This window comes from Thermacetogenium phaeum DSM 12270 (genome assembly GCF_000305935.1).
Lineage (GTDB): Bacteria > Bacillota > DSM-12270 > Thermacetogeniales > Thermacetogeniaceae > Thermacetogenium > Thermacetogenium phaeum.
In genome coordinates this window covers 265396-285400 of sequence record NC_018870.1, presented here as the reverse complement: position 1 = coordinate 285400, position 20005 = coordinate 265396, and the positions used below count along the sequence as shown (strand labels likewise).

15 protein-coding genes are annotated in these 20005 nt (G+C 50.6%); all 15 read right to left on the bottom strand.

Translation table 11 applies throughout. The features are described 5' to 3' along the window. Positions 1 to 99: 99 nt before the first annotated feature. The 15 genes from TPH_RS01420 to TPH_RS01360 all read right to left on the bottom strand — a co-directional run bounded on the left by TPH_RS01420 (position 100) and on the right by TPH_RS01360 (position 19990). Entirely contained in the window at positions 100 to 1242 is a 1143-nt protein-coding gene (locus tag TPH_RS01420) for a glycosyltransferase (protein WP_015049444.1), read from the bottom strand. Next, the gene (locus TPH_RS14560) at positions 1157 to 1831 is read right to left on the bottom strand and encodes an O-antigen ligase family protein (RefSeq protein ID WP_081578559.1); all 675 of its coding nucleotides are present in this window, start codon (positions 1829 to 1831) and stop codon (positions 1157 to 1159) included. The genes TPH_RS01420 and TPH_RS14560 overlap by 86 nt, the downstream gene beginning before the upstream one ends. A 50-nt stretch (positions 1832 to 1881) precedes the next feature. After that, complete coding sequence (locus tag TPH_RS01415; protein ID WP_015049442.1) at positions 1882 to 3540, bottom strand: transposase; 1659 nt, start codon at positions 3538 to 3540, stop codon at positions 1882 to 1884. A gap of 138 nt (positions 3541 to 3678) precedes the next feature. Further along, a complete protein-coding gene (locus TPH_RS15010) occupies positions 3679 to 4272 on the bottom strand; it encodes a hypothetical protein (protein WP_015049441.1) in 594 nt (197 codons plus the stop codon). Positions 4273 to 4476: 204 nt separating this feature from the next. Continuing rightward, positions 4477 to 5592: a glycosyltransferase gene (locus tag TPH_RS01410; RefSeq protein WP_015049439.1), complete on the bottom strand. Its 1116-nt coding sequence runs from the start codon at positions 5590 to 5592 to the stop codon at positions 4477 to 4479. 33 nt (positions 5593 to 5625) lie between these two features. Then, positions 5626 to 7125, bottom strand: coding sequence for an asparagine synthase-related protein (locus TPH_RS01405; RefSeq protein WP_015049438.1), 1500 nt, complete (start codon positions 7123 to 7125; stop codon positions 5626 to 5628). 14 nt (positions 7126 to 7139) lie between these two features. Then, positions 7140 to 8576, bottom strand: a complete 1437-nt coding sequence (locus tag TPH_RS01400; protein ID WP_015049437.1) for an oligosaccharide flippase family protein — start codon at positions 8574 to 8576, stop codon at positions 7140 to 7142. After that, positions 8566 to 9516, bottom strand: coding sequence for an NAD-dependent epimerase/dehydratase family protein (locus tag TPH_RS01395; protein WP_015049436.1), 951 nt, complete (start codon positions 9514 to 9516; stop codon positions 8566 to 8568). Before TPH_RS01395 ends, TPH_RS01400 begins: the two co-directional genes overlap by 11 nt. Then, the gene (locus TPH_RS01390; protein ID WP_015049435.1) at positions 9513 to 10871 is read right to left on the bottom strand and encodes a UDP-glucose dehydrogenase family protein; all 1359 of its coding nucleotides are present in this window, start codon (positions 10869 to 10871) and stop codon (positions 9513 to 9515) included. Before TPH_RS01390 ends, TPH_RS01395 begins: the two co-directional genes overlap by 4 nt. Before the next feature lie 97 nt (positions 10872 to 10968). Further along, the gene (locus TPH_RS01385; RefSeq protein WP_201764472.1) at positions 10969 to 12945 is read right to left on the bottom strand and encodes a polysaccharide biosynthesis protein; all 1977 of its coding nucleotides are present in this window, start codon (positions 12943 to 12945) and stop codon (positions 10969 to 10971) included. Positions 12946 to 13034: 89 nt separating this feature from the next. After that, entirely contained in the window at positions 13035 to 14078 is a 1044-nt protein-coding gene (locus TPH_RS01380) for an MraY family glycosyltransferase (RefSeq protein WP_015049433.1), read from the bottom strand. Between the two features lie 23 nt (positions 14079 to 14101). Next, positions 14102 to 14980, bottom strand: coding sequence for an NAD-dependent epimerase/dehydratase family protein (locus TPH_RS01375; protein ID WP_015049432.1), 879 nt, complete (start codon positions 14978 to 14980; stop codon positions 14102 to 14104). Positions 14981 to 15421: 441 nt separating this feature from the next. Beyond that, complete coding sequence (locus tag TPH_RS01370; RefSeq protein WP_015049431.1) at positions 15422 to 16147, bottom strand: CpsD/CapB family tyrosine-protein kinase; 726 nt, start codon at positions 16145 to 16147, stop codon at positions 15422 to 15424. Positions 16148 to 16184: 37 nt separating this feature from the next. Next, positions 16185 to 17522, bottom strand: coding sequence for a GumC family protein (locus TPH_RS01365; protein WP_015049430.1), 1338 nt, complete (start codon positions 17520 to 17522; stop codon positions 16185 to 16187). Beyond that, complete coding sequence (locus tag TPH_RS01360) at positions 17504 to 19990, bottom strand: O-antigen ligase family protein (RefSeq protein ID WP_015049429.1); 2487 nt, start codon at positions 19988 to 19990, stop codon at positions 17504 to 17506. The genes TPH_RS01365 and TPH_RS01360 overlap by 19 nt, the downstream gene beginning before the upstream one ends. Between the last annotated feature and the right edge of the window lie 15 nt (positions 19991 to 20005).

Sequence of the window (20005 nt, the reverse complement as noted above, 5' to 3'; positions counted from 1 at the left end):
GCCCCGAACACCTCGAGCACGAACAGACAAACGTCATTCGCCAACTTCATACCTGCGGCCAGCGTCCGAGTTTTATCATTGACTCCACCGTTCATCCTTTTACCTGGACCTGCTTACGCCCTTATTACGCAGTAAATCCTGGTAAAGCTTTTCCCACCGGTCAACAACTTGATCCAGGCTGTACTTCGCCTCAATATGCGCCCTGCCGGCCCTTCCCATGGCTCTTCTTTCGTCTTCAGATAGAGACATTATCTTCAGCATCGCTGCGGCCAGGGCCTCGGGATCGTGCGGAGGTACGATATAGCCGCTGACACCATCCTCTACGAGTTCCGGCACTCCGCCTACATTTGTAGCCACAACAGGCTTGCATGCAGCCATGGCTTCCATAACTACGTTTGGCAAACCCTCCCAGGCCGATGATAAAACAAATCCATCAGCAGCATTTAAAAGAGAAGGAATATCCCGGCGCAGGCCTAGAAAAACAATGCGATCTGAAAGTCCCGAATCTACTGCCTGCCGTTTAAGCACCTCCAGTAAAGGCCCCTGTCCAGCGATCCTTAACTGCACCCTAACGTTCTTAAGAATAAGAATCCGGAAAGCATCCAACAAAGTTGGATAGTCTTTTTGTTCTTCTAAACGACCCACAGCCAGCCATAAAAATTCATTATAAGATATACCAAGCTGTTGCCTAAGCTTTATTCTTTCCTTCAAATCTATATAAAACCTGTCTAAAACAAGGCCGTTGGGGATTACTTGCATCTTGTCGGCAGGAACTACGCCGCGCTTGATTAAACTTTCAGCTGCAAGCCTAGAATTTGTGGTGCTAATATTCCCCATCCAGTCGGTATACCGCAGGATTTTATCCCTTCGCGGTCCGCCGAAGTTTTCATTGCGTATTGATGAAATAATTACAGGCACTCCAGCAATACGACCCGCTATTCTTCCTAACAGGTTGGCATGAAACATAAAACTGGTGAGAATTGCAGGCTGCCACTGCCTTAAGATTTTGACAAGCTTAAATATGGCCCGCGGATCCGGCACCCCGCGTCGCATATTTAAAGTAGCCAGCGGAATCCCTGCCGCTGTTAACTCTTCCATAAAAGCCTGCGGCGGAAGCATAGACACAACGCGGACGTCCCACCCGCGCTTTTTCAACCTAGTAGCCAGGCTTACTAATTGTGTTTCGGCTCCCCCGTAGGCAAGGCCGGTGGTAAGTAACACGTTCCGAAATTCTATTTTCAATATTTTTTCGCACTCCTGATAAAAATGGATTTAAAGCAACTCCTGTTAAATAAACCCATAAATTAGTCATAAATCCATATCGCAATAGTTTAACCTCAAATACCTGATGAGCAATAAAACCTAATAAAATAGCTATAATTGTATTACCTATTACTACGTTCTCTATAAAAAGATTATTTGTTTTAAATGACTTTCTAACAATGAGATAAGCGCTGTAAATACCTATTAACCATATTAATATAAAAGGTAAAAAACCTAAGAGACCTATTTCTGATATTATAGCTAAAAACAGATTATGTGATGTTATAGTTAAACCAGGCTCTTCAAGAATTTCTTCATATGAAACACCAAAACCAGTTCCGAATAACGGCTTTTGTAAAAAAGCATTATATAATAAAATCCAAGCAGGACCACGTTCATTAAGCCCTACTGTTAATCGATTTTCTAACACCGGAGACACTTTAGTTAAGTGACCTAATGTAATAAATATAACGATTCTGGTGCAAAAACCCCAAAACAACCAACCCATACAAGTACACAAAAGCTCTTTGACAACAAAAAATGGTATTTTATAGGTGATATAGCGCATTACAGTGTGCCTAAAACTATTGTTCCACTCCGTTTTTCCTGGTTATTCCATTAGACAGGGACACCAACCCCTGGCAAAGATATTTTGGGTTTAACAGATATTTCCCTAGCCTCTTTGCGTTTAATGTGAAACCAGTTCTTCAGCTGTTGAAAGTTGTGAGCAATACATTTAAAGCCCATTACCAAAGCACTCTTTATTTGACCCCTTACGGTTAGCTTTTGGGCACCGTGACCGCGTTTTATGGCCGAGACAGTTCCTTCGATGGCTGCCCGTTTGCTGGTATTTTCCCGCCGGCATTGGCTATCGGCCAATTCTTGGCGGGTCTCTGCTGCTAAAAGAGCGCTTTGATTAAATTGCAACAAGGCTTTTTTCTTCTGGATCTTCACCGGGCACTGTTCGTGGAGGGGGCACTCCCGACAAATTTGGGGGTCAAACCAGGCTGTAATTCTCCGCTTGGCTTCGTCATAAAAGGTATGGGTAGGGGTCTGCTGTTGCGGGCAGGCTAAGACCTTTTGCCGGTTTTCGATTTTAAAAGCAGTCAGGGGTATTTTATCTGCCTCCGGTTGCCGCCCGGTTAGATTGGTATAGTGCATCTTTACATTCAGTTCTGCTTCGGCCTTACGGTGGAGGTCTTCGCCGTAATAGCCGCCATCGGTGTAGAGGTCCGTTACGCCAGTGCGCTCTTTTATTTTGGGTAGGCGCTCGGCAGCCATCTCGACATCGGCTTTAGTATTCTTTTCCAGCACATAGTCAGTAATGAACTGGACGTCATTTTCTTCGCTACAGGTCTCGGTGAGGTTGCAGACGTAACCCACCTGCTCTTTATTCCCTTTCTTGCGAAAGGTGGCGTCCTGGTCGTAGGCCGATTGTAAGGAGTCGGGGCGGATGTCTTTGTTTTCTTTGACAATCCTCTTCTTTTGTTCCGGGTCATAGGTGGTTTGTTCATCAATAAAGCGCTGGACGAGTTTTATCTCCGGCTTGGCTTGGATTTCCGGCAGGTTGGAGGTTAAAGCCAGAAGCTCTTCTTGCAATTCCACTATCTTTTCTAGCCTGGCCTGGACGTCCTGGCTGCGGGAGCGATAGAGGACCTCAGTTTTAAAGGCCGGCTCTAAAACCTTTTGGAGCTTTTCCGGCAACAGCTCCTGGGGGCATGCCGCTACTCCTTTTTTTAAAACGTCAAAGGCTAAGGACAACCTGCCGGCGCGTTTGATATTGGGCATGATAGCGGTGGAATCCATCCGCTGTTCATTCGTCTTGATTTTGGTTATGGCAAGAAAGTGCTCTAGGAGCCCCTGAAATTGCTGAAATATCAGGTCCTCTTCTTCGGGGTGCTGGATGGTATATTCGTAGAGCCGCCGGCGGAAGTCATAGAGGGTCCTTTCGCAGATATAGAGTTCGCCCAGGTTACGTTGGCCCAAGGCATAGGCTATCTGGTAATTAAAGTAATATTGCTCCAAAAGTTGCTCGTCGGTATAGTCGTAAAGGTGCTTGATAAATTCCAGGGAAAGGAGGATGTTCACCGGTTTATTGGGGCTGCCGTTATTCTCGCAATAAAGGTGCGCAAACTTCTTTTCGTCTATCCGGCAAAAAACGTGTTCATAGTAGATAGGCGCCCAACTCTTCTTTAACTGCGCTATTGTTCTGGGGTGCATTAAGGTAGTGGTATTGAATAGTTCTGTTTGCAAATGTGATTTATTCTCTCTGAACATGACCTGTCACCCTAAAACTAAATTTTGATTACTATTGCTTCTTGTTTTTTGCTATATCTCTATGATTCGTTATTATGGAAAGATTTCCTCCTTCTAATGTCGATTTGAAGGTGTTTTTGGGGGGTTTTTGCAGCGAAATCATATAACAGATAGTAACAGTATCAATAATATAGTCCTCTTTATGACTTCCATTTTGTTACGTGCGGATAATAAATATAATAAAGCTATAATGATTATAGTTGTACCAATACCTGCTCGCGAAAAAGTTAAAAGTAAAGCAGTAGCCTGTAAGCCTCCTAAAAAAAATAGTTTGGATTGCGAAATGTAACCCGCTATTCTTTGCGCTGTAGTTAAAGTTAGAGTTATCATTAACCAAGAAGCCAAATTATTGGGGTTCCCGGATAAAGAAGATATACGTAAAATTGGCGGTATGCCAACTACGGATTGTTGTATCTGTAAACCTGCAATTTTTATAATTTGCATACGACCATAATCAGTAAATACATTAGACCCAAAAATATATAATAAAATTCCTATAACTGAAACAAAACAACCAAAATAAGTGAGCCCTTTAGATATTTTCCAAAAAGTATCCACTGGATTTTTATCTCTGATAACTAATAAATATAAACATATTGCTGGCACAAAAATAAGTAATGTCCGTTTTAAAATCAAAGTCTGATTTGTTCCCCATAATGCCGAAGCCATACTTAAAAAAATAAAAAAAACCACATTATAATACCTACTATAGCTGGTCCATAAAGAGGTATACGAAATACAGGCAGAGCTATAATGAACGCCAAAAGCTGGGTGGACAGCATTAGTTCAGCTGAAAATGGAAAAAGAGGCTCACTTGTCCCATTTGTAAGGCTGAATATAGCAGTGCCCAATATAGTTATTAAAATGCTAAGCTGTATTGAAATGTTAATGCCCCAATCACTTTTTCTGTTTATTTTGTACATACAGGACCTCCAAATAACATTCTACAATTTTATCAACAGTAAATTTTAAAGCATGTTGTTGAAAACCAGTGTCTATTTTTTTCTCCTTTATGATACTTAAAATTGCTCGCGCCATTGCATTAATATCTCCCAATGGAACTAAATAACCATATTCCCCTCCTTCCAGTATCTCCGCAGGTCCGCTGGGGCAGTCTGTGGAAACTACAGGAGTGCCTACAGCCATGGCCTCTACCAGTACATTACCGAAGCCTTCCCATTTAGATGAAAAAACAAACACAGTAGCCCTTTTCATATATTTAAAGGGATTCTTAACAAATCCCGGCATATCTACATCTTCTTTCAATCCTAGTCCTTCAACTAACTTTTCAAGCTCAGCCCTTTTTTCACCTTCGCCCAATATAACAAGTTTGGCATTGCATTCTTTTCGAACAAGATGAAAGGCACGAATTAATGTAGCGAAATCCTTTTGTTCGGTTAGACGCCCCACTCCTAAAATAACGGGCGGCTCTCCTTGGGCAAACCAGGGATGTTCAACAGGCTCTTCGGCTTTTTCAAATATTTCATTTGTAATTACAGGGTTGTAAATAACCTTAACTTTTTCCTTGGGAAGTTTGGTAATTTGAATAAGGTCTTCCGCAACGCCTTTGGATATAGCTACAACCGCGTCAGCCCAAGAATAGAAAAGGCGCATCAAAAGAGGCATAAATCTTCCTTTTACTGTTGGAGCGTTGGCTGAACTCAAACGTATAGTGCTCGCTTCTCTTACTACGATCCTAGTTGATACTCGAGCCAATCGCTTTGCCCAAAGAGCTATAATATTTGCATGATTTAATGTAGATAACATAGCTAAAGGCTTTTCACGCTTCAAATATCGCACAAGCCCCGGTAAAGCATAAAGCACCCGACAGGCTTTTAAATCAACTATTCGCACATCTTTAGGCACTTTTGATAGGTATGGACCTTCTACTTTAGCCAGCACCAGTTCTACACTTATCCCTCTTTCAGCAAAACCCCTGGCCAAGTTCACCATCACCCGCTCCGCTCCGCCGCCGCGGAGGGATGGTACAAAAAGAGCGATTTTTTCTTGCAAGATTATTTCCCCCAATTTAAACCCATTAAAAATTTATTCACGCAGCCTCTCTCTGGCTTCTTGATAGAGCCAGGCTGTTATACTCCCGCACAGAAAACCCAATGTATCTTTAATTTCTTGCATGTTTATACCATAAGGGCTTCTTATGTTATATTTTCTAATAAAGATGCAAAGGGATGTCAGCCAGCTTAAAATCTCATCTATTTTATTAGTCGATATGGTTTTTGCTTTGGGCCAAATTCTTACCAAATTTTTGAGCAGTTTTTCGTTAAATATATTGAGGCCGAGTATTGTTTCGCTTAAGACATGGGATTCTATGAAGTCGTGCAAGTCATGTCTCAACCATATGCCGTATTTATGATGCTCCTTTGAAGAAGAGTCTCTTTCCCCTTCATTGGAGCCAAAGGTTTTGCCAGTACGCGCCCACGGTATTGAAGATAAGTTGCCCGGCAGGATTTTGAGGAGTTCGCTGTAAATTTCATCATTTCTGATTTGCGGGTCAAGGCTCCACATGAAACCGAATACTCTCGGATGAGTAAATATCTGATAAAGTGGTATATGCATACCAATATAACTCATTGCCGGCATTAATTTACGTCTCAAATAATGCATCATTAACTCAATTTCCACGCAATTATGCTTTTGATTGTCTACATTTAACAGATTCTTATACCCATAAGCATCTTCTACTACTTTGTTTTCAACATCTTTATACACCTTACTGCTTACCAGCCAGAAATCTCGCCGTTTAATCAAATAAAAAGAACGTCCTTCTAAAGTTGGTTGGCAATCTATAAGATGAGTTCCTGAAAATTCACCTCGGCCGATACTATCACCATAAGTAGCTGCCAGCACTACATCCAGCTCTTCCTTATAATCAATCACTTTCTGCATTGCGTGCAGATGGTGCGGAGCAAATTCAGCGCCCATTTCGGCAGCAATGAAAAAGTTATTATATAATACTTCCGGGGTGAGTTCTAAATGGACCCATTCCCAGGAAAACGTACCAGCAATCTTTTGTGCATATTCCACATCACGCGAACCTTTTACCCCCCACGTAAAAGCGGTGACCTGACCATTCCACTCGCCTCTCAGCTGAAGTTCTTTTACAATGCCGGCCAAAATTCTGCTGTCCATACTCCCGGAAAGAAGTATTCCAATTTGCTTCTTTCCATGGAGATAATTAATTACTTCGTCTAACAACCGCATTTTTAATTCCCGAGCAATCTCTGCTGCCGGCATACGATGAAAGCCGTGTTCTGGCACGCCCGCATAATCCCAGCCCTCACCGCGAGGCCTGGCCATCCAAGGAGTACGGCTGATATTTTGAACCATAGTCCGGTCAGCTAGGATGTAAGTTTTTGCTAGATATTCGACAATAGCAACAGGATCTATCCATCTCTCTCCAACTGGAAACATTCCCAAAGCTTCACCAATATGGACATGCAGATCATTTATGTTGTTATAACAATAATAGGGACAAAAGTGGCCTGCATGATCATAAGTCTCTAGCCATTTTTCGGGCGAAATCATATGCCTCACTCCATTCAATTTAACCTGTTGGCGATTTTTATAGCTTTTAATACTCTTTTACGGCTGTCCATTACATTTGTTATTAAAAATAAGAGACCATAAATTATTACACCCGCCAAAATTTGAGCAATTAATGCCCCTGTACCCCGCCAATCTGCCATCGGCCACAAAACTATGCTCATCCCTGCAGTTGCCAAAAATAATTTAAATACATCTGTGCCAGGAAAGGGCATGTAAAATATCTTTCTTCCAATCTTTATGCTTAAAATCAAACCCAATAAATACGAACAAATAGTAGCATAAGCCGCACCATATATTCCAATAAGCGGAATCCACCATAAATTTAATATAAGGTTTAATATCGCTGAGGCTAAAGATACAAACATTTGGCCTTGTGTGCGTCGTCCTAACTGAAAACATAAATCAAAATAATAGGCTTTGAGACCCATACAAAGGGCTCCCAAGCTAATCAACGGTATAATTTCGGCCGCCGTTTTGCGAAACGACTCCCCCAACATTACACCAGCGATATTTGGAGCAAGAATTACCAGCCCTGCTGCGGCAGGCATAGCCACAGCAAGTAAGAGAATACCATTTTTCTTCAACTGTATTTGAGCAACATTGTAACCTTTTTGCTCCAAACTCCACAATGCCAAGGGATAAGCAGCTAGATTTACTACCATCATGAGCATCACCAAGGTCTGATTGGCTAAATCATAACCAGCAGCATAAAGTCCTGCAGCTTCTGTGCTTACAAGCCATCCAAGCATTATGCGGTCAGAGCTGCTGACTATAAAGTTTAAAGCAAACGTGGCTGTAAGCGGCAATCCATAAGATAGAATGTTCTGAATAATAGAACGATCAAAAAATGTGAAATTAATCTTTCTCCATTCGCGATAAATATTGTTAATTGTTGGAATTAATAAACCTATTATCAAGCCGTAGAGCAATCCAAACGCGCCGTAACCCTTGGAAGCAAGATACCATCCCACCAACAAGGCAATAACAGCTTTAGATAAACTCATTATACCGTAACGCAGAGGTTCCAGTTTGGTACTTAAAAAAGTTAAGTTCAGTTCATGCCAAGCCTCTGATATTAGAAGTATAAATCCTACAGCTAATAGAATTCGCAAACCGTTTTCTGGTAAAAAAATTATCAAAATGAAATTGATAATACCTACAAACAAAGATAACCCGATAAAAGCTGTTAATATAGTTGTTAATAAAGAAGGTCTATTCTTATTAAGATGAGCCGGTAAAAAACGAAATAATCCCTGTCTTAACCATTGAAACAGAACCACATTGCATAAACTTACCCACGCAATAACCAGTGTATATTTCCCAAATTCTTCTGGAGATAAAAGACGCGTATATATGGCAATAGCCAAAAAGTTAATTATCCCTGGCACACCGCGAGCGACCAAATACAACAATGTATTCTTAATTAACATTTGTAATCCACTTCTTGAATTCAAAAAGACCTTTGAATAAGTTTGTAACTGGCGTATAACATAATAATTTCCCCGCCTTATCCATATCCGCCAAGGTCAGAGGAACATCCCCCGGTTGAGGCGGCAGATACTCCAGTTTGGCCTCCACACCCAGAACCTCTTCCAGGGCTCTAATGAGTTCCATAAGGCTCACGGTGCGGTTGTTGCCCAGGTTGATCACTTCATACTGCGTCTTGGTGTAGTCCATAGCCGCCCGCACACCCTGGATTATGTCGTCGATGTAGGTGTAGTCGCGGCGGCTGGTACCGTCTCCGTAGACCGGTATGGGCTCTCTTTTCAGCATCAGCCGGGCGAATTTGTGGATAGCCAGGTCGGGCCGCTGGCGGGGGCCGTAGACTGTGAAGAAGCGCAGGGCGATGAACCTGATCCCATAGAGGTGGCTGTAGACGTGGCCCAAAAGCTCCCCCGCCACCTTTGTGGCGGCGTAGGGGCTGATGGGCATGAGCACGCAGTCGTCCTCCCGCCAGGGCACGTGGGGGTTGACCCCATAGACGCTGGACGAGGAGGCGAAGACGAACTGCTTTACACCCCACTCCTTGGCCAGCTCCAGCAGGTTCTGTGTGCCGCGGACGTTGACGTCCTGGTAGCCGATGGGATCCCTTATAGAGGGGCGCACCCCGGCTTTGGCGGCCAGGTGGACGATGACGTCGTATTCCCCCGTCAGCTGCTCCCGCAGCGCACCCAGGTCTCGGATGTCAACCTCGACCAGTTTGTAGCTGCCGTAGTCGAAGTGAGGGGCAATGTTTTTGCGCTTAATTTCTGGATCATAAAAGGGGTCGAAGTTGTCCACAACTGTAACCTGCCAACCTTCGGCCAGGAGTCTGTCGACCAGGTGGCTGCCGATGAAGCCCGCCCCTCCGGTCACCAGAGCGCTCTTCACCGTCCTACCCCCATGTAGGTCAGGCCGGCATCCTCGGCTTCCTCCCGCCGGTAGATGTTGCGGCCGTCCACCAGGACGGGGTTCCGCATCCTTCTGGCAAGCTCTTTTAAATCCAGGTAGCGGTACTCGTCCCACTCCGTGGCTAAAATTAGGGCATCGGCTCCCGCCGCCGCTTCATAGGGGCTCTCCTTGAATTCCACTTCCAGGCCTTTCAGCGCCTCCACAGCCCTGGGCACGGCCACGGGGTCATGGGCCTGAACGTGGGCTCCCCGTTCGCTTAAAAGGCGGATGACGTCTAGGGCCGGGGATTCCCGCACGTCGTCGGTATTGGGCTTGAAGGAAAGACCCAGCACTCCAATGGTCCGACCGCGCAGAACTTTGAGAGCAGCTTGCAGCTTTTCTAAGATTAGCAGGCGCTGGCGGGCGTTCACATCCCGGGCGGCCTGAACGATAGGCATGGTGTAGCCGTACTCTGTCCCTACCGCCAGCAGCGCCGCCGTGTCCTTGGGGAAGCAGCTCCCGCCCCACCCCAAGCCCGCGCCCAGGAAACGCGACCCGATGCGCGGGTCCAGGCCCATACCGCGGGCAACCTCGGTCACGTCGGCCCCCACTTTATCGCACAGCCCGGCGATCTCGTTGATAAAACTTATTTTCACTGCCAGGAAGGCGTTGGAAGCGTACTTGATCATTTCGGCGCTGGTGGGGTCGGTGGTGATGAGGGGAGGGAGCCCGTAGCCCTCCGGGCGCGGCAAAAAAATGGGCGGTTCAAAGGTCTGCTCCAGGAAGGGGCGGTACAGGCGCCGCAGGGCCTCAACGGCCTCTGGCGACTCGGCCCCCACGACTATCCTGTCCGGGTAAAAGGTGTCCCGCAGGGCCATGCCTTCCCTCAGGAACTCAGGATTGGAAGCGAAATTGACCCAGACCTCTATGCCCCGCTCTGCCAGGGCACGCCTCACCACGTGGGCCACCCGGCGGTTGGTACCTATGGGCACCGTAGACTTTATTACCAGGGTATAGCTGCGCCCATCCTTTAGGCCGGCGGCAACTTCCCGGGCCGCCTCTTCGACGTAATATGTATTGGCCTCGCCGTTTTCCTTTTGGGGCGTACCCACGGCAATCATGATTACCTCGGCATCTGCAACGGCGCCGGCCGTATCGGCAGTAAAGGTGATCCCGCAGTCATCGTCTTTGAGCAGCTCACCAAGCCCCTGCTCGTGGATGGGGCTTTCCCTTTTCATCAGAAGGTCGAGCTTGCTCTCATCCTTGTCTACTCCTATGACTTCATGGCCCAGATAGGCCAGGGCTGCGCCGGTAGTAAGGCCGACATAACCGCAGCCGATAACCGCTACTTTCATCTTCGGTTCCACATCCTCTCTCACAGCAATGTTAAATATTTTATTTTGAAGGGTACTTCCCCCGAAAGCTTCCTCAATCACCCGGATTTAAGACAAATCAAATTCGGGTCGGCGATTTTTTGTCTTGCCGCAGCCGGCTGGCAGGAGCGGCGTCCTCCGCCTTTTGGGATTCCTGAGCCCCTGTTACCCCAGTCCCGCCGCTGCGTCTAGGGCGAGCGTGAAGCAGCCGCTCGATCAGGGCGAGGGCCTCCATTCTGAATTCTTCGATGCGGCCGCCGTCGAGCTTGTCGGCCAGGGAGGCTACCTCCCGTTCCGCCCCTTCGCCGTCACCGTTCCTTGCGATGAGGATGCGGCTGTGCTTGGTGGCGGACATCTTCTCCCGGTCGGTGAAGAGCTCCTCCTTCAGCTTTTCGCCGGGGCGGATGCCGGTAAACCGGATCTCGATGTCTTCCCCCGGCTCCAGGCCGGAGAGGCGGATCAGGTCACTTGCCAGGTCAACGATCCTGACGGGTTCCCCCATGTCCAGGACGAAGATCTCCCCCCCTTGGGCCAGGGCTCCCGCCTGGATGATCAGCTGCACCGCCTCGGGGATCGTCATGAAGTAGCGCACCATCTCCGGATGGGTCACGGTGACCGGGCCGCCTCTGGCGATCTGCCGCTTGAATATGGGAACGACGCTCCCCCTGCTCCCCAGGACGTTGCCGAAGCGGACGGCGGCGTAGCGGGTCTTCCCGCCACGTGCTTTACTCCTACCGTCAAAGTGCTGGATGAGCAACTCGGCCACCCGCTTTGACGCCCCCATCACGCTGGTCGGGCGAACGGCCTTATCGGTCGAAACGAGGATGAATATCTCTGCGCCGTACCTCTCTGCAGCAGAGGCGACGTTGTACGTCCCGTAAACATTGTTGGACACGGCATGTTCCGGAAATCGCTCCATCATCGGCACGTGTTTGTAGGCAGCGGCGTGAAAGACCACCTGCGGCCGGTACTCTTCAAAGATCAGCTCGATCAGCTCACGATCGCGGATGTCAGCAAGCTGAGCAGGCGCATTAAGCCCGGGAAACCGCTCCCTTATCTCCTGCTCGATCTCGAACAGGTTGTTTTCCGCATTATCGAGCAAAATCAGGGAAGCAGGGTTGAAGCGGGCGATCTGGCGGCACAACTCAGAGCCGATGGACCCTCCTGCTCCGGTAACCAGGATCACCTTTCCCGTCAGGTAAGCGGCAATTTCGTCGAGGTTCAACTGCACGGGCTCCCGCCCCAGCAGGTCCTCCACCTGGACGTCCCGGATCTGGCTGACGGACACCCTGCCGTCGATCAGCTCGTACACCCCTGGCAGAGTCTTCAGCCTGGCACCGGTCTTCTTACAGATATCGACGATCTCCCGGATCACGCGCCCCGGCGCCGAAGGGATGGCGATAATGATCTCATCCACGTCGTACTTCCCGGCAACTCCGGGAATATCTTCCCTCCTGCCGAGAACGGGGAGCCCCAGGAGGTAAAGGCCGTGCTTATGGGGATTGTCGTCGATGAAGCCCACCGGGTCGAGGCCGAGGGAAGGGTGGTTCTGCAACTCCCGCACGACCATAGCACCGGCGTCCCCGGCCCCGACGATCAGGGCGCGGCGCCGGAGCTGCGGTGCCGCTTCCGCTTGCTCATTTCCGTCGGCACCGGAATTCCCCCGGAACTCGCGGAAAGAACGGAGGCAGAACCGCGATCCGCCTGTGAGGAGCAGGTTCAGCAGCCAGGCAATCAAGTATACGCTGCGCGGCAGAGGGTGCACAGCTCCCTGCTGATAGACGAAGACGTAGGCAAAGGCCACCACCAGCAGCCCGCCAATCGTGACACCTTCAAGGATGTCGTAAATCTCTCGCACGCTGGCGTACTGCCACATCTTCCGGTAGAGCCCGGCATACTGGTAGGCCAGCAGGGTCAACAGGGTGGCCGCTGGGGCCAGGTAGAGATAAGCCGAGGCATACTCCGCCGGAACGGCGCCGTCGAAGCGTAGGAACAACGCCCCGCAGTAGGCCAGATTCACGGTCAATACGTCTATAACTGTCAACAAAATCTTCATCCCTGAAATGTTCATCCTAATCATTCCGGAAATTTCATGATCGATTCACAAGTATATAAAGACATGAGGCCATTTTTTCGTATGTTAAATCATATATTTACTGATAACGAAGAGGATTGATCATGTGTACAGCGTCTGATTACCTCGGCACGCAAAACAATTAATGCAAGTGCAACAAGTACACTAATCAGAAGTATAAATTTCGGCCACAGTGCAGCGATAGCTGCTGCACAGCCTAGTATCATGTTGACAATAATTACTGCAATAGTAACCTGTTTATGGCTATATCCAGCTTGCACAGCCAGCTGGTATGCGTGAGTCCGGTGTGCTTCGGTCCAACGCTCCCCTCGAACGATTCTCCTGAGCAGCGTGGCAGTAGCGTCTACGATAAACACGCCCAAGAGCATTAGCCAGACTAGAAGCGGCAAAGCCCCGCTTTTCTCGGACGCAATAGCCAGAACAGCGAAGACAAAACCGATAAAGCCACTACCAATGTCACCCATAAATATTTTCGCCGGTGGCCAGTTCCACAATAAAAAGCCTGCACTGGCGGAAGCCAGCAGCCATGATATTACAGCTAAATCTGGCCTGCCGAATGCCAGCTCTAATGACCCACCTATAAACCCAACAACAAATGCTTCGCTTCCAGCGATCCCGTCAATACCATCCATGAAATTATACAAATTGATTAACCAGACAGTTCCGACCACCGCCAACACTGAACCCGCAGCACCCATTGAGCATTTGATTATTCCTAGGTTGAGAGTGTTTAGCCCTCCAAGCCAATACAAAGACCATACAGCAGCTACCAAATGAACCAATGCTCGCAAAGATGGTCGTACGTTGAAACAATCATCAATCCAGCCAATTCCTGCCACGAGTAAGCCCCCACAACATAATGCGGCAGCAAGTGGTAGTGATACGAAACCGGATAAAGCTAAAATTGCAATCACTGTTATAAATAAGATAGCTACTGCCAATCCTCCACCCAGCGGAGTAGGCCGGTCATGAGAACTGCGGTCATTAGGAATATCTAAGATTTCTTTGTCCAAAGCGTATTTCCGCACTCTCCCGGTCACTATGAAGGACAAAAGAAAAACTAAAATAATTACAATTAAAATCCAAACGCTCATGCGTCAAAGAACCTCTCATTCGCTCAGGCTCTGATTAAACCAACCTCGCGTAAGGCGTTTATTTCGAGTTGAATTCCTTCCTCAAATGATATTGGGCTGAAATCTAAATCTCTTACTGCATCAGAATAATCAAATACTTTATCTTCCCTAACGCGCTTAACTTTTTCTACATCGATGAGCTTACTATTTAACAAGCTACCTATATAACCCGCAAGCAACGATATACTATAAGGTATCTTTACAAATAAACGTCTTTTCCTAAGTTTATCTGCGATAAGTTTTAATATCTCTATGTATTTAATTGGATTTTTTCCTGCAACATTATATGCTTTACCAATTGAGACGGGACGTACATAAGCCTCAGCTATGGCTCTTGCTAAATCACGTGCGTAAATAGGCTGCATCAATCCTGTACCATCACCGACTACAGGAATTACAGGGAATTTATCAATTATCATGATCAATCTATGAATGTTTTTGTCCCGCTGATTTCCGTAAATCATGGTGGGTCTGATAATCGTGTAGTCCAAACCGCTCTCTATAATAATTTTCTCCAGACTTTTGTACTCCTCTGAACACTCTCGATATTTACTGTAAATACCAGTAGTACTGACAATAATAACTCTTTTTACATTTGCAGAGTGACAAGCCTCAATAATTTGGGGAGAGAACCGAATGTTAACTAAATGAATAACCCCCTCAATACCCTTGAGCCCAACTTTCAAAGATTTTACATTACTAACGTCCCCCAAATACAATTCGGTATTATCTTTATCTCTGATCCATGATACATCACTATGTTCGCGCACAAGACAGCGAATTGGACCTCTATATCCTGCTTCTCGCAAACAGTCAATTAAAAAGCGCCCAGTTAGGCCAGTAACACCAGTTATGAACAACAATATTTAATTCCTCCTGTCTCAGCACTTAAATTCGATCCTAAAACTTCTCATACGAATTAATACAAATATCATTTCACAGTTGACGTTATTGAATTAAGTTATTGAATTTATAAAGCGGCACAATTACTACCCACGTCACCATAACATCATCCGACCTTTACCGCCTAAGAACTTTGATCTTCGAGAACCAGCGGATTCTTCCGGAAGTACTCCAGCGCAAAGGCGGAAAAAACGCCCACCATCAGGCCGAGCACCCCCGCCACGGCGACGTTCAGCACTTTCCGCGGCCGCACCGGGGCCGTGGGAAGGGTCCTATAAGCCGTAGGACTCCAGAACTACCAATTAGTTAACATACGACAAAAAGCTTGAAAATCCTTCCTTGAAGAAGGAATTTTGGAATTTTTGCCGTGGAATTTCAAGGGCGGCCTTTAAGACGGGCGTTCACAGCCTGATCTTCCCTTCCTCCCGGCTGTGATAGTAGTAATAGTAGTGGTAGTCCCGTGCCGGGATCTTCACCTTGTTCAGCACGACCCCCAGGATGCGGGCGTTGGCCTTGAGCAGCTGCTCCTTCGCCTCCTGAGCGACGTCGACCCTCTGCATCCCTGCAGAGATGACCAGCAGCACGCCGTCCACCTGGGACGCCAGCAGTACGGAATCGGTCACCGCCAGCACCGGCGGGGAGTCGAGGAGAACGTAGTCGAACTCCTCGAGAAGCTGCGGCCAGAGTTGTTTGGTTCGCTCGGAGCCGAGGAGCTCCGCCGGATTCGGGGGGATCGGGCCGCTGGTGAGAACCCTCAAGCCCTCTACCGGTCCCTCGTGGAAGAGCTCAGAAGGCGACCTCCCCTGGACGAGGACGTTGGTGAGGCCTCCGCCGTTCTCCAACCCGAGGATCTTGTGAACGCCGGGCTTGCGGAGGTCGCAGTCTACGAGCAGAACGCTGCTCCCCGCCTGCACCAGCGTGACGGCGAGGTTGACTGCGGTCGTCGTCTTGCCCTCACTTGGGGCGACGCTGGTAACCAGCAGCAGCCTGCACTCCTGGTCGATGGAAGCGAAGCTGAGGTTCGTCCTCATCGTGCGGTAGGCCTCGGAAACGGCCGAACGCGGGTAATCCACCGTGATCAGCCCGGGGCTGAAACCGTTATTGAATTCCTTGAATCCCTTCTTCATCTGCGTCTCTTCCTTTCATCCCCGATTATGAACGGCTTCAGGAACCGTATGAAGACTCAGTGGTTTTCCTCGTGGCCAGCGGGATCGTCCCGATCACCGGCAGTTCGAGATGCTGAGCGACGTCCTCCGGCGTCTTGATGGTGTAGTCAATGTGCTCGAGGAGAAATGCCAGCCCGGTAAAGAGCATCAGGCCGAGGACTCCGGCAACCGCCATGTTCAAGGCCTTTCTGGGCTTCACAGGCTGCGTGGGCGTCGCCGCATCGGAAACGACGACGACAGTCGTCCGGCCGATGTCCAGCGACTTGGCGATCTGGGATTCGGTGATCTTCCCGGCGAGATTTTTCAGCGTCTCCTTTAAGCGGTCGACCTCGGACTGGAGCTTGTCCTGCTGCGCCTTCTTCTCGGTAAGCTCGGCGTTGAGTTTGTCGATCTCTGCCGTCAGGCCGGAGGTGAGGCTGCCCATCGCCGCCAGCTGGGCCTCCTTTTCGGCAAGTGTCGACTTCTTCTCCGCCAGTTTTTCCGAGAGGTCAACGTAAACGGGATTGGAGTCCTTGCCTTCGAGCACCTTGCCGGTCACCGGGTCGAGGCGCTGGACCTCGATCATCGGAGGCGTCTTGGCGAGCTCTCCCTCCAATACGCCGATCCCGGCCTGGAGCTGCCGGATTTCCACGTTCAGGCTGTCCATCTGGGACTTGTAGTTTGCCAGGTTGGAGGCCATGAGCTTAAACTCCTCCTCGAGGACGGCTACCCCGCGGGGCTGGCTTTGAAACTTTTTGAGGTTTTGGATGGCCTTTTCTAATTCTTTCTCCGTCTCCTGGCGCTGCTTCTGGAGCAGTTCCACAGAGCGCCCCATCTGCTCCTGATTCTTCTGGGAGAGCAGCTCCAAAAACTCTTTACAGACGGCGTTGGCTATATCGGCGGCCAGCCTGGGATCGCTGTTCTGCACCGTCAGTTCGATCAGGTTGGAGTCCTTCTGAACGCTGGCGTTAACCATTTGGGCGAGCGACTTCGGCGTGTAGACGGCCGGATCGAGCTTGAGCCTGCCGATCACCCTCCTCATCAGCTCCTCGCTCTGCAGCTGGCCGAGGTAGGTGTTGATCGTCAGGACGGGGATCCTGGTAAGGGGCTCGACGACCCCCTCGACGCCTTCACCGCTCTGCTGGGCGGTCTGCTGCTTATCCGTGGCCAGGGTCACCAACAGCAGAGCCTTCGCTTCGTAGACCGGTGGGAGCACGAAAAAGCTCAAGAGAGCTGCAGTGAGCACTGCCAGCAGCGTTCCCCCGATGATCACCTTGCGCCACTTGCCGATCACCTTGAAGATCGAGCGCAGATCGATAAACTCTTCTTCCATCTGAACTACCGGCTGCTCGGCCACGATGAACTCTCCTTTCTCAACGCTTCATAAAGCTCGTGGAACTGAGGGCTTTTCTCCCGCAGATTAGACGCCAACTCCCCGGATTTATGGGAATCACCGGCAGCATCCAAAGCTGCTGCCAGCCAGGCCTTCGCCTCAAATTCGGTGTCGCGCTCCTGCGCCGCCTCCTCAAGGTGCGCCAGAGCTTCTGTAAGCCTCCCGGCGACGGCTGCCAGCGCCCCCTGGTAGAGGCGGAATCTAGGGGTCACCTCAATCCCTTTGTTCTCCATCTCCTCGACCAGGTCGTCCACCGGCCGCAGGAGAGGGCGGGCAAGATCCCCCTTTCCGTAGCGCAGGTAGTAGCGCGCCGCCTCCAGGCGGGCAGCGACCACCAACTCGTAGCTGGAGGCGAGCATGGGATTGGCCTCGAGAAGCCCCTCTGCCTCTCTTGCCGCCAGCAGGGGTTCCCCGAGTTGAAGGTAGACGTTGACCAACACGGCTCGCACGCGGGCATTATAGGGTTCGGCCCTTGCCGCCTTCCGCGCCAGGTCGATCGCCCTGTAGTGCTTGATGGCATCGTCCCCGGCAAGGGATTGGGCGGCGTAAATTTGAGCGAGGTCGGCGGCATAGGAGGCGGTGAAGGGGTCAAGCCTGTGGGCCTCCGCATAGCACCTCTCTGCCGTCTCCAAATCCTTGTTGAGGAGCGCCCTTGCCCCTACGGCGCCAACAGTCCCGGCGGCGTAGAAGTTGCGGGCAGGAATGATGAGGGCCAGCCCCGCTGCCAGACCGACGACGGCAGCCCCGATCAGCCAAGGGGGGCCGGCAGTCCCCTGCGGGCTCAACCTCTGCAGCCTCCGGAGAAGCCCTTTGAGGCCTGAGCCGCTGCCCGTCGGCGCCGTGCCGTCACCGCCGGCCGGCCCGCCCGCCGCAGCGGCTGCTTTTTCTTCAGACGGCGCTTCGAAAGCGCCTGCGGCCGCACCGCGCACCGCCCCGAACAGGGTGAAGAGGAGAAAGCTCAAAGCGGGCAGGGAGAGGTCGAAGTCGAAGGCGCTGTGCAGGCCGAGGGCAAGCATCCCGGTAAAAGCGCCGGCGACGGAGATGCGCAGGCCGCCACCTTCACGCCGCCGCAGGTATCTGACGGTAAGGGCAGTAAAGCCCGCCCACAGGCTCAGCAGGGCGAGTAAGCCGATCGTCCCCGCCTCTACCCACGTCTGAAAGAAGTGGTTGTGGGTCTCGGTCGTCCAGTAGAGGGAGGACTGATACTTGTGGTAGAGGGCGTTCCAGCCTCCGCCGCCAACCCCGACGAGTGGGTAATCCCTGACGATCCTCAGGGCGTCACGGGAGAACTCCAGCCTGTTTCTGAAGTTCTCCTCTGCTGCGGAGATCTGCTCCGCCCTGCGCACCACCTCGACGGGGGCGACGGTGGCGGCGGTGATCGGCAGGGCTCCGGCCGAAGCGTAGACGTAGAAGGCGATGACGAGCACCAGGTAACCCACCCCTCCGGCAGCAGCCAGGCGCCTGGTGGCATCGGAGACCTCATCCCGGTTCAGCCACTGCGCCAGCAGGTGGTAGGCCGCCTGGAGGACGAGCGCCGCAATCCCCCCGTAGACGGCGTACTTCACCGCAGCGAGATTTTCCCCTGCGCGCAGCAGGCCGAAGAAGCCCCGCCCCGCGAAGAGGGCGCACCCGAGCGGGATCACCAGGTGATAGGCCGCCCGCCACCTGTAGGCGGAGGGGAGCATGGCGATCAGGCCGCCGACCGCCAGGGGGTAGACCACCCAGCCGCCGCGCGACTGCGTTCCCAGGATTACCAGTATCATTAAAAAGTTGCCGCAGGCGTAGAAGCTCTTGGCAAGCAGGTTTTCGCTCTTGACGCTCAAGGCGAGCCCAACGCAGTTGAGCAGCACCAGGTAGACCGCCAGGGCGTTGGGGTACTGGAACGTAGACATGATCCTGCCCCCGTCGTAGGCCCCGGGGAAGGGGAAGATGCCCGCTGCCGCCAGGATGCCGATGAGGGCGACGCCGATACCCGCCAGGTAGCAGATGAGCAGCAGGAGGTCGAAGGACTTCTCGTTCCTCGCCGCCCGCGCAGCGCAGACGTAGAGAAAGGCGCAGGCCGCCGCCTCCATCAGCTCCCTGAGGGCGCTGACCACGTGCACCGCGCCGATGAGTGATAGCGCCCAGGCGAAGACGAAGGCCAGGACCGCCCAGTCGAGGGCGAGGCGCGGCACGAAGATCTCCCTGCGCAGCACCTGGTCGAAGACGCAGATGATGAAGGTGCTGCCGACCAGGATGCAGGCCGTGAGAAATTCCGGCGGGAAGAAGAGGCCGCGCATAAAGGGGGAGAAGAATAAAATGAGGAACAGGCCGAACAGGAAAAAGGGGCGGAGGTCGACGTTCAGCCCGAAGAGCATCTGCTCCTTTTTCTTCGAAGCTCCCCTTAGGGATTTGGTTTTCTTAAGGTTTCTCGCTTCCTGCTGCTTCCTCATCGCTTTTCTGAATCC

Excerpts from the sequence above, each read along its gene's own strand:
- TPH_RS14560 (WP_081578559.1), bottom strand. The coding sequence starts at position 1,831 with ATGCGCTATATCACCTATAAAATACCATTTTTTGTTGTCAAAGAGCTT.
- TPH_RS01415 (WP_015049442.1), bottom strand. The coding sequence starts at position 3,540 with ATGTTCAGAGAGAATAAATCACATTTGCAAACAGAACTATTCAATACC.
- TPH_RS01405 (WP_015049438.1), bottom strand. The coding sequence starts at position 7,125 with ATGATTTCGCCCGAAAAATGGCTAGAGACTTATGATCATGCAGGCCAC.
- TPH_RS01400 (WP_015049437.1), bottom strand. The coding sequence starts at position 8,576 with ATGTTAATTAAGAATACATTGTTGTATTTGGTCGCTCGCGGTGTGCCA.
- TPH_RS01390 (WP_015049435.1), bottom strand. The coding sequence starts at position 10,871 with ATGAAAGTAGCGGTTATCGGCTGCGGTTATGTCGGCCTTACTACCGGC.
- TPH_RS01385 (WP_201764472.1), bottom strand. The coding sequence starts at position 12,945 with ATGAAGATTTTGTTGACAGTTATAGACGTATTGACCGTGAATCTGGCC.
- TPH_RS01380 (WP_015049433.1), bottom strand. The coding sequence starts at position 14,078 with ATGAGCGTTTGGATTTTAATTGTAATTATTTTAGTTTTTCTTTTGTCC.
- TPH_RS01370 (WP_015049431.1), bottom strand. The coding sequence starts at position 16,147 with ATGAAGAAGGGATTCAAGGAATTCAATAACGGTTTCAGCCCCGGGCTG.
- TPH_RS01360 (WP_015049429.1), bottom strand. The coding sequence starts at position 19,990 with ATGAGGAAGCAGCAGGAAGCGAGAAACCTTAAGAAAACCAAATCCCTA.